The 15,678-nt window shown below is 43.6% G+C and carries 10 protein-coding genes; 1 reads left to right on the forward strand and 9 read right to left on the reverse strand.

The annotated features are described in order from the left end of the window. Positions 1-353 precede the first annotated feature (353 nt). The 5 genes from nagP to secA all read right to left on the reverse strand — a co-directional run bounded on the left by nagP (position 354) and on the right by secA (position 10,369). Complete coding sequence (gene nagP / locus EXT47_RS14470; protein WP_039494205.1) at positions 354-1,655, reverse strand: N-acetylglucosamine MFS transporter NagP; 1,302 nt, start codon at positions 1,653-1,655, stop codon at positions 354-356. Positions 1,656-1,895: 240 nt separating this feature from the next. Continuing rightward, positions 1,896-4,487, reverse strand: a complete 2,592-nt coding sequence (locus tag EXT47_RS14475; protein WP_039494204.1) for a family 20 glycosylhydrolase — start codon at positions 4,485-4,487, stop codon at positions 1,896-1,898. 326 nt (positions 4,488-4,813) lie between these two features. Then, complete coding sequence (locus EXT47_RS14480; RefSeq protein WP_130126923.1) at positions 4,814-6,886, reverse strand: M13 family metallopeptidase; 2,073 nt, start codon at positions 6,884-6,886, stop codon at positions 4,814-4,816. Positions 6,887-7,198: 312 nt separating this feature from the next. After that, positions 7,199-7,597, reverse strand: a complete 399-nt coding sequence (gene mutT / locus EXT47_RS14485) for an 8-oxo-dGTP diphosphatase MutT (RefSeq protein WP_039494202.1) — start codon at positions 7,595-7,597, stop codon at positions 7,199-7,201. Between the two features lie 63 nt (positions 7,598-7,660). After that, entirely contained in the window at positions 7,661-10,369 is a 2,709-nt protein-coding gene (gene secA / locus EXT47_RS14490; protein WP_130126924.1) for a preprotein translocase subunit SecA, read from the reverse strand. Between the two features lie 484 nt (positions 10,370-10,853). Between secA and EXT47_RS14495 the strand changes: the two genes are divergently transcribed. Next, positions 10,854-11,348, forward strand: coding sequence for a DUF721 domain-containing protein (locus tag EXT47_RS14495; protein ID WP_240701618.1), 495 nt, complete (start codon positions 10,854-10,856; stop codon positions 11,346-11,348). Positions 11,349-11,384: 36 nt separating this feature from the next. On the opposite strand, the gene lpxC is transcribed toward EXT47_RS14495, so the two are convergent. The 4 genes from lpxC to EXT47_RS14515 form a co-directional block, all read right to left on the reverse strand. Further along, positions 11,385-12,308: a UDP-3-O-acyl-N-acetylglucosamine deacetylase gene (gene lpxC, locus EXT47_RS14500; protein WP_010368639.1), complete on the reverse strand. Its 924-nt coding sequence runs from the start codon at positions 12,306-12,308 to the stop codon at positions 11,385-11,387. Positions 12,309-12,396: 88 nt separating this feature from the next. Continuing rightward, positions 12,397-13,641, reverse strand: coding sequence for a cell division protein FtsZ (gene ftsZ, locus EXT47_RS14505; protein ID WP_045987929.1), 1,245 nt, complete (start codon positions 13,639-13,641; stop codon positions 12,397-12,399). A 21-nt stretch (positions 13,642-13,662) separates the two neighbouring features. Further along, complete coding sequence (gene ftsA / locus EXT47_RS14510; RefSeq protein WP_130126926.1) at positions 13,663-14,895, reverse strand: cell division protein FtsA; 1,233 nt, start codon at positions 14,893-14,895, stop codon at positions 13,663-13,665. After that, positions 14,892-15,677, reverse strand: coding sequence for a cell division protein FtsQ/DivIB (locus tag EXT47_RS14515; protein WP_069020760.1), 786 nt, complete (start codon positions 15,675-15,677; stop codon positions 14,892-14,894). The genes ftsA and EXT47_RS14515 overlap by 4 nt, the downstream gene beginning before the upstream one ends. Between the last annotated feature and the right edge of the window lies 1 nt (position 15,678).

A 15,678-nucleotide genomic window follows, 5' to 3' on the forward strand; every position in this document is an offset into this window, starting at 1 on the left:
TGCGTAGCAGCGATTTTATATCGCGACTGAGAATAAAACCCTCGCTACATAAAGTAGCTCCTACACGACCAACACCAAACAACAAGCACCAAGCATCTGCGTAGCAGCGACTTTATATCGCGACTGAGAATAAAACCCTCGCTGCATAAAGCAGCTCCTACACGACCAACACCACACAATAAGCACCAAACAACAAGCGCCAAACATCTGCGTAGCGGCGATTTTATATCGCGAATAAGATCTCAGCATTAAGCCGGTTTTGCAGATAAGGGAGTGATTTAGGCATAAAAAATGCCACCTTATTCAGGTGGCATCACACACGGGATTATTTCTACATACATAGAAATTCTGTATTACTTCCAGCTTCTCATTTTATGACCCTTCAATGCATAGAAGAGAATGAATAAGTAGCTAGGTAGCATTAAACTGTACGCACCTTGAGCACCTAGTCCAGCAACGTTGCCTAAACCGATAAGCAATGGTCCAAGTGCGCCACCGGCAATACCCATAATAAGTAGGCCTGATGCTGTGCCTGTTAAGCGCCCTAAGCCATCAAGTGCTAAAGGCCAAATTGCAGGCCATACCATGGCATTAGCAAAACCCAACAACGCAATACACAATAGCGGATCTGGTAAGTGAGGTCCACCAAAAGGTACCAATAGTATATTCGATAGGAAGTATGACTCATTACTGCCTAAAACAACAGCAAAAACGGTGATTATACCTGCAATAGCTGACATCACGAGCGCAGTTTGCTGTGACATAAAGCGTGGAATAGTCGCGATCCCGATCGCATAACCGATTAACATACAGCCCATGGTATATGACGTCATCACAGAGTAATCAGCGATCCCTAACTGTAATGCATATGAACCAATCGTATCGGCGGCAATAACTTCAACTGCAACATATAACGCAATACCAATAACGCCTAGCGCTAAGTGAGGATGACTAAGCGCTTCTTTTACTTCACCCTTACCTGTTGAAGCTTCTTCTTCAAATACGAGATCTGGAAGTGGTGATACTTTTGCAAATAAAGCAAATAAGAAGATTAAACCTGCGATACTCATATATGGGGCAATCAAGCTGTTTGCCATCGCGTCCTTTTGAACTTGTGACAGTACTTCACCTTCATTTACTACACCGCTGACCACAACAGCTGCAAATACGATAGGTACGATTACACCCGCAGACTTATTGAGTAAACCCATAATACATACGCGTACAGCCGCTGATTCTTCAGAGCCCATTTTTACCACATATGGATTTACAGCAGTTTGCAACACAGTTTGACCAACACCTATCATTAATTGAGCAAATAGGAAGATTTCGATCATTTGCATTTTTGCAGCAGGAATATACATCAATGCAGATAAAGCCATAATCGCGCAACCGATAGCCATACCATTTTTGTAACCGACTTTTTTGATCAGCATCGCTGATGGGATACCAGCGATCGTCACTGCAATATAGAAAGAAGAAATGATAAATGAAGCTTGGAGCGGTGATAGCTCCAACATCTGTTGTAAGAATGGCGTAATAGCCCCATTTAACCAAGTAATGCAGCCCAATATGAAAAACATTGACCCTGCGAGTGTCATAGGTAGCCAGACGCTTTGTTTGGCGAGTTGTTCTTTATCCACTGTCGCTTCCATAAAACTCTTCTTGTTGCTAGGGGTACATTGCAGTTTTGAAGCAAACTCAGCAATGTACAAAGTTAATTTGGATTATTATTTTTGCGCTTTATGTGCTCAATTTGGCATAGATCCAGAAAAATGACAGCGCTGACATTTAACTTTACGTTAAAATCTATTTCATTACCAGTTAGAATTTGAGCAAAATTATCACCAAAAAAGGGCCATTGCCCTTTTTTGCGATAAACTGAATACGAGGGTTTATTTCAACCCTGTGACACGGCTCGTATTTTTTTCTCCGGCTCGCGTTCTCAACAATACCTTACTTTCATCTGAGACACTCATCTGATCAGTATAAGGCTGCCAAGATTCACCATTGTCTAAGCTCACTTCAATTGCAAGATAAGGGAAAGCACTATTCGCTTCAAGTTTACCCAACACCACTTTGGCACCAGGAACCGGAAGGTTTGGCTTAATGCCATCGTTTTGCAACTTTGCAATTTCTTTTAAAGACAAGGCTGCAGCAAAGGTTGAGAAGTCCTTATTTAACTCTTTTTGGTTAATACGACGCCCTTCCCAATCCGCTTTATGCCAAGCGCGTTCCGCGAGCGAAAGCAAACGAGGGAAAATTAATCGTAACACTTGGTCTTCCGAGCGAATGGTCTCACTCCATATTTGCCCTTGCATACCAAGGATATTTTGCGGTCTTTTAAGCGCAGGTAACTCTCGACCAACTAAGGCTTCTAGATTCACGATAGGCTCACGATTTCGCGTGAAGTCCGCATTCGCATAAATATTATCTGGCATATACGAAAATGCTTTTTTCGTATCTGTGTAACGAGTTGCCCAATAATAGCCGCGCTCTTCAGGGTGCGCTTCGTAAGGGTGATCAAAGTACAAATGTGTACCGTGAGACAAAATAACTTGGTAATTGTTGTTTGCAAAACGGTGAGCTCTGTCTGCAACACCCCACTCCCAAATGTTATCCCAAGTATTTACCAAAAACTGTGGATTTGGGAATTCATCACGTTTAAAGGTCGTCGTGGTGTTATACATTAAACCATCTTCCCAAGCGGCAGGGGTGATCCCACGCTTAGCAAGCAACTTTGCAACTTTTTGAGTAAAGTATGGTTTTAAATCATTGGGTCCAGCCACTCCGTTGTCTGCGACCGCAAATAGATCATTACATGCTGGTGATTCAGTCCATGAGCCTTTTCCAACCTCATCGCCACCAAAATGGACTGTGGTTAGCATAGTGCCAGCATCGCGATACATTTCCTGCAGCTCATATACCACCTTCTCCATAAAGGCATAGCTTGAGTCCAAGCATACATTAATAGAGTTATCAGTATAGAGTTGCACGGTTAGATACTTTGAAGTGTCATCAATGTCGTTCAGAAGATAGGCTTTGGCCTCTTGCGCTTTACCTGCTTCCATCAATTTGTGATAACGCGCTTCCATCGACTTAATCGCAGCACGAGCATGCCCAGGGCTTTCGATTTCTGGAATGATCTCAATATGACGCGCAGTGGCAAATTTAAGTAACTCGACAAAGTCCTCGCGAGAAAGGAAACCATTTCCACTTCCCGTTTTGAAAGGACCTGTGCCCAACTGAGTCAGTAAGCACTCACGCTCTTGTAAATCAAAACAACGGAATGCGCCGACTTCTGTTAACTCCGGCAGTCCTGGGATCTCCAAGCGCCAACCTTCATCATCTGAAAAGTGCCAGTGGAACTTATTTAACTTATAACGCGCCATCTGTTCAATTAATTTAAATAACGCATCTTTACCATGATAGTTGCGGGCATTGTCGTAATGCATACCACGCCAGCTAAAGCGCGGAGAGTCTTTGATCTCTACGTGAGACAAGGTAATTTCATTTTTACTATCGGCTGGAAATAGTGCAAGCAAACTTTGAATACCGTAAAACACACCTGCGTTATCAATACCCGTGATTTCAATCACATCATCATCAATATCTAATGTATATGATCCGGCTTGGTTGTAGTCATAATCGCGCCCTAGACTTTTCGCAACTTTAAGGCGGATCGTCGGGATATTCCCTTCAGGCACGTGATTAGCTTCCGCTTTTAAATCCAGACCATACTCTGATAAGTCTTCTTGAAAAACGGCAACTTCTGACTTCAAACGTCCGGCAAAGCGGATCTGCCAGTTTTTGTTAAGGGTGATTTCGCCACGATTAAAGTCGATATGCTCAGGCTTTGGAATGATACGTCTTAGCGCATCTTCTTTTGAGACCGAAATATTGCTTTGATTACGTTCAAAACGCAGCGCTGCGTTCGCTATCTGCGTGTAATCGGTAGGTGTATTGTATCTCTTCAGCTGGTTCTCACGCTCAAATGGCGCAACGAACTGCGTCATATCTTCTGTATCAGTATTTGCAAAAATGACCGGTTTATTTTTACCTGATACAATAAAGGCACGCGGCATAAAATCGCTGTATGCTGCAACCCAAGCCGAACCATCAAAAGCTAACTTAAGCTTTTCACCGGCTTTTAAGCCAGCAAACGAATCGGTTGGGGTTATACGATGAAGGTCGCCATTAATATGCTCAAAGCGCAAACCTTCAGCTGTTTCCGTTGAAATATGACGAACTGAGTGCAAATAGATTTGCCAATCGCTTTGTCCTTTTGGTAGATCAACTTTTGAATTGTTAGTCAGTGTAATAGCACCGCTAAAGCCCCCAGCACCATTACTGAAGTTATTTTCTACCGCAAATTCAAAATGCGTGTCACTTGCAAATTGCGCTAACTGCTGCTGCGTAAATGATGCGTGTGTATAGAACGAGCACCCAGCAATTATCGCCCCAAGCAAAGTCGTTTTTATTCTCATCTTTTGCTCCCAGTCTTCATGTTCAATTCAAAATGAACATCATTTAATCACTTATTGTTCCTAAACATCATATAAAAGTTAAAATGACAGCGCTATCATTATTTTTTCATATCCCTGTGTTAGACAAAATGAAGCTACTCTGATTTGGCTGTAAATACCATCAAATAGCGATGAACTTGACCTTGGAAATAGCGAATGTTTGCAGAAAGTGCTGAATTGAGTGTGATATTTTGTGAGAAGTTCAGAGGATTGTAATTGGATGTCGTAAAAAGCGGCGGATTTACTGAAAGAACACAATAAAACCGCCACGAATTCATAATGTGAAATTACCAGATTTTCACTCTGTCTTCTGGTTTAAGATACATCTTATCGCCTTCTTTCACATCAAATGCCTTATAGAACTCTGGCATATTCGGCAGCACACCAATCACTCGATAATGACTTGGTGAATGCGGATCTGTCATCAGACGATTACGCAGCTCTTCATCGCGGTATTTGCGACGCCAAATTTGTGACCAGCCCATAAAGAAGCGCTGCTCTCCTGTGTAACCGTCAATAACAGGCGCTTTTTGATCGCCTAGTGAAATTTGGTACGCTTTATAAGCGACAGTTAATCCGCCTAGATCACCAATATTTTCACCCAGTGTCAGTTGACCATTAACACCAGCGTCTTCAAATGGTTTAAAACCATTAAACTGCTCAACCAGCTTTTGGCTACGCGCTTCGAATTGTGAAAGGTCAGACTCACTCCACCAATTACGTAGGTTACCATCACCATCGTACTTCGCACCTTGGTCGTCAAAGCCGTGACCTAATTCGTGACCGATAACCGCACCGATTGCACCGTAGTTTACTGCATCATCCGCTTCTAGGTTAAAGAATGGTGGCTGTAAAATCGCAGCAGGGAATACAATCTCGTTATTCACTGGGTTATAGTACGCGTTCACCGTTTGTGGTGTCATCAACCACTCGCTACGGTCCACAGGCTTGCCTAATTTATCGATCATTTCCTGATTAGCAAATTGGCTATAGCGTACATAGTTACCGACTAGATCATCAGGGCTTACTTCAAGTGCTGAGTAATCTTTCCATTTGTCAGGATAGCCAATCTTTGGCGTAAACTTATTGAGCTTGTCTTTTGCTGCTACTTTTGTTTCAGCACTCATCCACTCTAGGCCGTCAATTGCTTGATCAAAACCTTTAATAAGGTTAGCAACCAACTCTTCCATCCGCGCTTTCGCTTCTGGTGGAAAATAAGACTTTACGTAAATCTTACCTAACATTTCACCCAGTACAGAATTACTTGCATCCACCGCTTTTTTCCACGTTGGCGCTTGTTCTTCTACACCCGTCAATGTTTTACCAAAGAAACCAAATTTAAGATCAACTACATCTTTACTTAGTAACTCAGCGTAGTCATTGGTAAAGTGGAACGTTAAATAGTCTTGCCAAGCTTCTAGCTTTGAATCAGCAATGATTTTTGATAGCCCTTCAAAGAAACTAGGTTGGCTTACAATAAGTGAATCTGCTTTGATACCAAGTGCAGTTAGAAATGCTGACGTATCAAAGTCTGGCATTAATTGATTAAACGCGTCATTGCTTAGCTTGTTATAGGTTTTAGTCGCGTCGCGACTTTCAACTCGTGTCCATTGCACCTCAGCAATTTGCTTCTCTAACGCAATAATATTCAGTGCAGCTTGGCCTGGATTTTTATGACCAGCCTTTGCCAACAACTGTTCAATGTAAAGCTGATACTGTTCACGGATCTTACTGAATTTTTCGTCATCTTTCAGATAGTAATCGCGATCTGGTAAACCAAGCCCTGACTGGAACATATAAAGTGCATTTTCGCTTGAATTTTTGGCATCATTATTAACGTACCAACCAAACGGTGTGCTTGCCCCCGTTAAACGCATTTTAGCAAAGATAGCTGGTAGCTCCGACTTACTCTTCAAGTCTTGAATTTCTTTCAGATAAGGCTTAACTGGGTTTAAGCCCAGCTCGTTTCTCGCCCCTTCATCCATATAGCTTTGATAAAACGCCCCCAGCTTCTGCTCATCGCTACCCGCTTTTGCAGATGCGTTATTTGCAGCATCTTCCAGTACTTTACGCAGTGCTTTTTGCGACTCATCATAGAGCTGCGAGAAAGAGCCATAATTTGACTTATCTGCAGGGATTTTGGTTTTTTCTAACCAGTGACCATTCACATGAAAATAGAAGTCATCTTGTGGGCGCACTGATTTATCAATATTTTCTAATTCGATACCTGAATTCAAAACTGCCTTTTGTGCTTCGGCTTGTTCCGCTGGCTGTTGTTGTTGTGTTTGCGGTTGTTCACTGCAACCAATCAATCCCAATGCAAGTGCAACACTCGCAGCGGTCAGTGATAATTTCTTCATTTTATTCCCCTGATAGAGTTTCGCTTGTAAACGTCGAATTCCATTCATCTAGATAAAATAATGCTCCACTTACTTATCCAAACCTCAGGTTAAATAATCAAGCAGGTCAATTGCATATAGATGAATGTAATATAGACATAACCTTCGTGGCTTGAAAAGAATTCCTTCTAGCTGTGTTTCCTATCAAATCTCAGAGTAACGAGAGTCGTTGGCTGATGTTTATTTACACGTAAGCGGTCATTCACTAGTCTACCTATGCACATAGTGAATGACTATGACTCAGAGTGCTGAATTTAGTAACAAAGTTTGTCACTAATTTTGGCGCGCTTGTAATAATTCCACAATGGCTTTGTTGGCCTCAGGAAACGCGAGCTCATGCAACTGCTCAACTGCAACCCATTTAGAAGGCTGCCCTTCTGCACCATGAGCTTCACCGGAAAAATCCTCAACATGATGAATGTATAAGCATACCGCCTTATCAGCATAGTCATGTTCAATGCGCATTAGCTCAGATGAGTTATAGATCTCAATGCCAACTTCTTCTTGCAGCTCACGTTTCAATGCCGAAAAGACATCTTCACCCGCTTCCATTTTCCCGCCTGGGAACTCCCAAAGCCCACCTTGGTGTTGATCTTCACCTCTTAAACATACAAAGATTTGCTGCGCCTTTTCAATAACACCAACAGCGACTTCCACACGTTTTTTTTGCATCACTTACTCCATAAAAAAAGCGACTTAGCGTCGCTTTTTATACCAATTTAGATTTAGGGCCTGTTATTTTAGTTTGCCACAACACTGCTTAAACTTCTTACCTGATTGGCAAGGACATGGCTCATTGCGACCAACTTTTGGCTCTGTGCGCTCAGCAACAACCGCACCCTCAGGCGTTTCACCGCCCACGCGCTCAACTTCTTCGTGTTGATATTCACGCGGAGCTTGCTCACTCTTGCGATGTTGTTCTTCAACTTTCTCAACATCTTCCTCAGCACGAACCTGAACTTTACTTAGTACGCCAACAACGTCAATCTTCAAGTTTTCAAGCATTTGTGAGAATAACTCAAACGACTCACGCTTATATTCTTGTTTCGGATTCTTCTGCGCATAACCACGTAAATGAATACCTTGGCGAAGATGATCCATTGCCGCTAAGTGATCTTTCCAATGCTGATCTAGGCTTTGTAACATAACCGCTTTTTCGAAGTGACGTAGCACATCTGGGCCTACCATCTCTTCTTTTTGCTTGTACGCCTTATCCACGTCCTCTACGATACGATCGCGTAGCATTTCTTCATATAGCTTGCTGTCTTCTTCAAGCCATTTAGCAATCGGAAGCTCAACATGGAAGTCATTTTTCAAGCGTTCTTCAAGTGCTGGGATGTCCCACATTTCCGCCAGACTTTGCGGTGGAATATACTGATCAATCGTCGCATTCAATACATCTTCACGAATAGCAGTGATAGTCTCTGAGATATCGCCTTCTTCAAGTAGCTCGTTACGTTGTTCGTAAACCACTTTACGTTGATCGTTCGCAACGTCATCGTATTCAAGTAATTGTTTACGAATATCAAAGTTACGCGCTTCCACTTTACGCTGTGCGTTTTCAATGGCACGGTTAACCCATGGGTGTTCAATGGCTTCACCACGTTGCATACCTAGTTTACGCATCATGTTAGTCATACGCTCACCAGCAAAGATACGCATCAATGCGTCATCCATTGATAGGTAGAAGCGGCTTGAACCAGCATCACCTTGACGACCTGCACGACCACGTAGCTGGTTGTCGATACGACGCGATTCGTGACGCTCTGTACCAATAATATGTAAACCACCAGAAGCCAGTACTGCATCATGGCGCGCTTTCCAAGCGGCTTTAATTTCTGCTATTTGCTCTTCCGACGGGTTTTCTAATTTTTCAACATCCGACTGCCAGCTGCCACCCAGTACGATATCCGTACCACGACCAGCCATATTCGTCGCAATCGTCACTTTGCCCGGTAGACCCGCGTCCGCGATAATATCTGCTTCTTGCGCGTGGAATTTCGCATTCAGTACGTTATGGTCAATTTTTTCTTTGCGAAGGAAGTGAGAAAGATACTCAGAACTTTCGATAGATACCGTACCCACCAACACAGGCTGACCACGTTCTTGGCAAGAACGAATGTCTTCAAGAATGGCTTCAAATTTCTCTTCTTGTGTCAAATATACAAGATCCGCACGGTCATCACGCACCATAGGTTTATTGGTTGGGATAACGACCGTATCTAGGCCATAGATTGACTGGAACTCGAATGCTTCAGTGTCTGCAGTACCTGTCATACCTGCAAGCTTGTTATACAAACGGAAGTAATTCTGGAATGTGATTGAAGCCAAGGTTTGGTTTTCGTTCTGAATACGAACCCCTTCTTTCGCTTCAACGGCTTGGTGAAGACCCTCAGACCAACGACGTCCTTCCATCGTACGGCCAGTGTGCTCGTCAACAATGATAACTTCGTTATCTTTTACAACGTAATCCACGTCTTTTTGATATAGCTTGTGAGCACGAAGTGCTGCATAAACATGGCTAAGTAGTGAAATATTACCTGCCGAGTAAAGCGAGTCACCCTCTTCAATCAAACCACGTCCAGTCAGTAATTCTTCAACTTTGATTTGACCACGCTCGGTAAGGTGAACTTGTTTACCTTTTTCATCAATGGTGAAATCACCATCGCCTTCCACGCCTTCTTCATCTTCTTTTTCTTGTTGCACAAGATCAGGCACAATTTTATTGATTTCGGCATAAAGCTCAGAGCTATCTTCAGCTGGCCCAGAAATGATAAGTGGTGTACGCGCTTCATCGATTAGGATTGAATCCACTTCATCCACAACCGCATAGTTAAGTGGACGTTGTACACGTTCATCGACACTAAACGCCATGTTATCGCGCAAGTAATCGAAACCGAACTCGTTATTGGTGCCGTAAGTGATATCCGCAGCATAGGCTTGTTTTTTCTGCTGTGGCATCATGCCTGGCACGTTACAACCTACAGTAAGACCTAGGAATTCAAAGAGTGGACGGTTGGTCTCAGCATCACGCTTAGCTAAGTAGTCGTTGACGGTAATAACGTGAACACCCTTGCCTGAAACCGCATTTAAATATGCAGGCAATGTTGCTGTTAGTGTTTTACCTTCACCCGTTCTCATTTCTGAAATACGACCTTGGTGAAGCACCATACCACCAATCATTTGCACATCGAAATGACGCATTCCAAATACGCGCTTAGATGCTTCACGCACCGTAGCGAACGCCTCTGGTAATAAGTCATCTAGCGTTGAACCTTGCTCAATACGCTGTTTAAATTCAGCCGTTTTTGCTTTTAGTTCATCATCGCTTAATTTGCCGTATTGTTCTTCTAACGCATTGATTAAAGCGACTGTTTTTCTTAGGTTTTTGATGGTGCGATCATTACGACTACCAAAAATTTTGGTAAAAATATTTGCTAACATGTTTAAACCGTTTCACTCTGTGTATTGGCTGACCCATCTCTCTAAGCCAATGTTGTTAAGGTTGGGTCGCGCTTGTCCTGTTGGCGACAAAAGCCTTCCTAAATTACGGTTTTCACTTTGCCAATTTAGGAGTGAGCATTTTGTATCTTGCCGAGTTAAAATTATGCCCTATCATACCAGACTCTTTGTTTCTGCAAACCTTATTGGGTAAATAATACCAAGTTCAATTGCAAGAAATCTTTACTGTTGGAGCGTAAGCGTACCGTTGCAAGTGATAAAGTTTAGTTAGCACCTAACTCGAGTCAGTTATTCGAGTACTGAGCTAAGCACTTTCGACAACAAATGTTGGTACTTTTGGATTTCTCAAAATTTTGTCTCTGATATACTTAGAAGACTGAGAAACCACCAGTACGGAGTAATTTGACTCCGTATTATCCCGATATGGCGGTTATTTTTTATTTTTCAACCTATGGGAAGTAAGTCATTGGCTAAAAATCGCTACAATCCAAAACCGCTTGATGAAGTGATGGGGGGGTGGTCAGATAAGCTCAATCAATATGGCCAAAAAAGTGCCCAAGCGGCACAATTACAGAGCTGTTTGGAAGACACGCTAGGCCCTATTTTGAGTAAGAAATGCCGTGTCGCTCACTACAAAGAGGGAACACTGACGATAGAAGCGGCTTCAGCAACGCTTGCTACTCGGCTAAACTTTTTGAAAATGGATATTCTCAGTGCATTTAGAAAAGTTGGGTTACATGACTGTGCATTGGTTAAAATTACCACTAATCCAGAAGCCCAACAGCGTCTTGCCAACAAGGTGGAGTCCCAATCTTCGACCTATCAAGCCAATCGAAGTATGAGCCAAGCCACTGGCGAGCATTTGCTAGCGCTAGCGCAATCCGCTCCACCATCGCTTAAGGCGAAACTGGAAAGACTCGCTAAACACGCAAACACAACGCAAAAAAAAATGACGCCTTAGCGTCATTTTTTATCAAGCTGTATTAGCCTAAAAGCCTTATGCCGTTGCGGTATTGATACCCGCTTCCATTCCTGGCGCTGGCATACTGACTGGCTCTTCGAATGTTGCCCACTCCCATGCTGACTCAGTTGCCATGATTTCACGAAGCAACATATTGTTTAGGCCGTGGCCTGATTTATAGCATGAGATCTTACCTAAAATGTTGTGACCTGCCATAAACATATCACCCACACAGTCTAAGATCTTGTGTTTAACAAACTCATCCGCATAGCGTAGGCCATCAGGATTTAATACTTTAAACTGGTCTAAAACAACCGCATTATCCATGCTGCCACCTAAGGCTAGGTTGTTTGCATGCATGTATTCGATATCACGCATAAAACCAAAAGTACGAGCACGACTAATCTCTTCAGTAAAGCTTTGAGCGGTAATGTCTAATCCAATACGTTGGCGGCTAGCGTTGATCGCAGGGTGATTGAAGTCGATTTCAAAGTCGATGTGGAAACCATCGTAAGGCTCAATTTCGGCCCACTTGTCGCCATCTTCAACACGCACTTTTTCTTTGATGCGAATAAAGCGCTTGGCAGCGTTTTGCTCTTCAATACCGCCTTTTTGAATTAAGTAGATGAATGGCAATGCACTGCCATCCATAATAGGCACTTCGGCGCTGTCTAGCTCTACGATGAGGTTATCAATCCCAAGCGCAGCTACCGCGGCAATCAAATGCTCGGTAGTAGACAAGCGAACGCCGTCTTTATTTGTTAAACACGTACACAGTTGCGTGTCGCCCACAGCTTCCGGTGTTGTTTCAAAATCAACAACAGGGTCTAGATCAACGCGGCGAAATACAACACCTGTATTCACACCAGCTGGTCGGAGAGTGATCGTGACCTTTTCACCTTTGTGTAAACCTACACCTGTGGCTTTAACGACTTGTGCAATCGTACGTTGTTTAATCATATATTCGCCCACTTAAATTCTAGATAGGCGGCGGAGTATAACATAGTTCCACCAAACTGCCAATCTTTGTTTATTTTTTATACCAACTTTAGTCTGACTGCTTACGTAAAAAAGCCGGAATATCGAAGTAGTCACCTTTTTCTTTACTGTCGCTGCCTTTTGCACTTGCTGAACTAGAAGCTTGTTGTGGCTTCTGCTCTTGTACTTGTGGTGCAGGCGCTTCAGCTGGTTGCTCAGGTTCTGCCGCTGACGTTTGTGGTTGCGTAAAGCTTGGCACATACATGCTCGTTTGTGAGCTAGTTTGTGTTCCACCTACCGCATCTGAGCCTGAGGCTTGTCTAAAGCCATTGTCTACAATACCAAATTGCGGACGACGGTCACCACCTAAGCCTGTAGCAACCACGGTCACTCTTAGCTCTTCGCTCATTTCAGGGTCAATAACAGCACCTACTACCACAGTCGCGTTCTCTGACGCTAACGCTTTAACATGGTTACCAACGACCTCAAACTCTTCGATAGTAATGTCCATGCCTGCGGTGATATTCACCAAAATACCTTTCGCGCCAGTTAGATCAACATCTTCTAAAAGCGGGCTAGAAATCGCGGCTTCCGCAGCTTCTTGTGCACGATCAGGACCTGTTGCCGAAGCTGTCCCCATCATTGCAGTACCCATTGCCGACATCACAGTTCTAACATCCGCAAAGTCAACGTTGATTAGACCTGAACGTGTGATCAACTCTGCAATACCTTGTACCGCGCCATAAAGCACGTCATTTGCTTTTGCGAAGGCATCTAGCAGTGTAGTCCCTTTACCAAGAACTTTAAGCAATTTGTTGTTTGGAATTGTAATAAGTGAATCTACAATTTCTGACAACTCAGCAATACCTTGCTCAGCCGCAGCCATGCGCTTTTTACCTTCAAGATCGAAAGGGCGCGTTACTACAGCCACAGTCAAAATACCTAGTTCTTTTGCTGCGCGTGCAACAACAGGTGCGGCACCGGTACCTGTACCGCCGCCCATACCAGCTGCGATAAATACCATGTCTGCGCCTTCAAGGCTGCTCTTGATGGTTTCTAGATCTTCTTCTGCTGCGCTGCGGCCCACTTCTGGGTTTGCGCCAGCTCCAAGACCTGAGGTGATCTGAGTACCCAGCTGTACAGTAATATCCGCAGACGAACGGCGTAACGCTTGTGCGTCCGTATTCGCTACGATAAAACGTACACCTTCAATTTCTTGGTTTACCATGTGTTCTACGGCGTTACCGCCGCCGCCACCGACACCGATGACTTTAATGACAGCTTCTTCGCTGTGCTGTTCCATAATATCAAACATCTTCACTCTCCGACTTGAGTATTAAAACTCGCCTTGGAACCATTTTGTAACACGGTTCCACCAACTCCCCTCTGCATCTACTTTCGACTTCTGTGCATTCATCGATTGTAGTGAACGGCCGTATTGTAACAAACCTACCGCCGTTGCATATGCAGGGTCATCCACATAATCTGTTAATCCCTTAATGCCAATTGGTTTCCCTATTCTTACTGGCATTTGGAATATATCTTCTGCGACTTCTTGAGCACCTTGCATCTTGGCACTACCGCCAGTGATAACAAGACCTGCCGCAATTTGATCTTCAAAACCTGAGCGACATAATTCTTCTTGTGCAAGCTCAAACAGTTCTCTAAATCTTGGCTCTACCACTTCAGACAAAGTATGACGAGACATTACCCGAGCAGGACGTCCACCAACACTTGGTACTTCGATGGTTTCTTCACTTGATGCCATTTGGCTCGACGCGAAGGCATATTGTACTTTCAGAGACTCGGCATGCGAAATAGGTGTTCTAAATATTTTTGCTATATCGCCAGTGACCTGATTACCCGCAACCGGGATCACGGCAGTATGACGCAGTGCCCCATTCACATAAATCGCAATATCCATGGTGCCACCACCAATGTCTAATACCGCAACACCAAGCTCTTTTTCGTCTTCAGTCAACACCGAGTAACATGACGCCAAGGCGTTAAACGTTAATTGGTCTACCTGTAAACCACAGCGTTCAACACACTTTTCAATATTCTTTGCCATGTCATTCGAACACGTAATGATATGTGCTTTAGCTTCCATCCTTACGCCACTCATGCCTAGCGGGTTTTTGATCCCCTCTTGCATGTCGATGCTATATTCTTGCGGCAATGAGTGCAGCATTTTGCGTTCGGCAGACATAGGTACAGAACGTGCAATGTGAATAACATTGGCAATATCATCGTCTGTAACTTCAGCATTGTTTATTGCCACCACGCCACTTTCATTTTGACACTGAATATGTTTGCCTGAAATCCCCAAATAAACCGAGCTTATTCTGCAATCAGCCATTAGCTCTGCTTCATCTACAGCGCGTTTAATAGACTCAGAAACGAGGTCTAAATCGTTTACCCCGCCCTTATCCATGCCGTGAGACTCCTGGCGTCCGACACCGACAATACTAAGTTGATTGTCCACAGTGATCTCCCCAACTGTGGCGACGACCTTTGATGTGCCAACATCTAATCCAATCACTAAGTTTCTTTCTGCCGACTTTGTCATGCTTCACTCTTGTTATTTTGTTGTTCTTGCTGCTCAGTAGGTTCTTTCCAACTCACTGCCAGTCCCGTGTCGTAGCGTAAATCAATGACATCGATTACTTTACCTTCAGGGCGTTCCATACGTGGATACACGTCGATAAAACGTTGTACTCGTTTGGCTTTATCTTCACGCCCTAAATTTAAGCGGATCCCATTGTCCAGCCATAGCTGCCAAGCAAATCGTTCTGAAAGCGCTAAACTTTCCAACGTAAACTGATTTACCGCCAACAAAGCTTTAAACTGCTTAAATGTTTGCCATGCTTCTTCAGCACTTCCTTCAGGGCCATATAATTCAGGTAGCCCTTGCGGCAATTTGTTACTACTCGCTTGGAATACTTCGCCATCATCATTGAGTAATGAATCGCTATTCCAATGCGCAACCGGCTTATGTTCCACTACATAGACTTGCAGCGTATCCGGCCATTGTTTTCTGACTGACACTGTCGCAATCCAAGGTAAAGACTTTACTGCCTTGTGGACTGCTTTTACATCAAGCTCAAAAAAACTATTTAAATCTGCGGTTTTAATTGCCGCCACAATGTCATCTTCATTGGTATAATGCGGTTTACCGAGCACTTTGAGTGTTTTTATTTGCGCATCATGATGTGCAACTAACCAATCACTTACCCAGTATGTTCCTCTTACCAATGTAAAAATCACCACAAAGAAGAAGCTAAGTCCCCAAAAAAGGGGCCAGTTCACTCTTGAACCGATCAGCTTCAACCCTGCCAAAAATGCTCGCATA

This window comes from Pseudoalteromonas sp. CO342X (assembly GCF_004208915.1).
GTDB lineage: Bacteria > Pseudomonadota > Gammaproteobacteria > Enterobacterales > Alteromonadaceae > Pseudoalteromonas > Pseudoalteromonas maricaloris.

Excerpts from the sequence above, each read along its gene's own strand:
- nagP (WP_039494205.1), bottom strand. The coding sequence starts at position 1,655 with ATGGAAGCGACAGTGGATAAAGAACAACTCGCCAAACAAAGCGTCTGG.
- EXT47_RS14475 (WP_039494204.1), bottom strand. The coding sequence starts at position 4,487 with ATGAGAATAAAAACGACTTTGCTTGGGGCGATAATTGCTGGGTGCTCG.
- EXT47_RS14480 (WP_130126923.1), bottom strand. The coding sequence starts at position 6,886 with ATGAAGAAATTATCACTGACCGCTGCGAGTGTTGCACTTGCATTGGGA.
- mutT (WP_039494202.1), bottom strand. The coding sequence starts at position 7,597 with ATGCAAAAAAAACGTGTGGAAGTCGCTGTTGGTGTTATTGAAAAGGCG.
- secA (WP_130126924.1), bottom strand. The coding sequence starts at position 10,369 with ATGTTAGCAAATATTTTTACCAAAATTTTTGGTAGTCGTAATGATCGC.
- lpxC (WP_010368639.1), bottom strand. The coding sequence starts at position 12,308 with ATGATTAAACAACGTACGATTGCACAAGTCGTTAAAGCCACAGGTGTA.
- ftsZ (WP_045987929.1), bottom strand. The coding sequence starts at position 13,641 with ATGTTTGATATTATGGAACAGCACAGCGAAGAAGCTGTCATTAAAGTC.
- ftsA (WP_130126926.1), bottom strand. The coding sequence starts at position 14,895 with ATGACAAAGTCGGCAGAAAGAAACTTAGTGATTGGATTAGATGTTGGC.
- EXT47_RS14515 (WP_069020760.1), bottom strand. The coding sequence starts at position 15,677 with ATGCGAGCATTTTTGGCAGGGTTGAAGCTGATCGGTTCAAGAGTGAAC.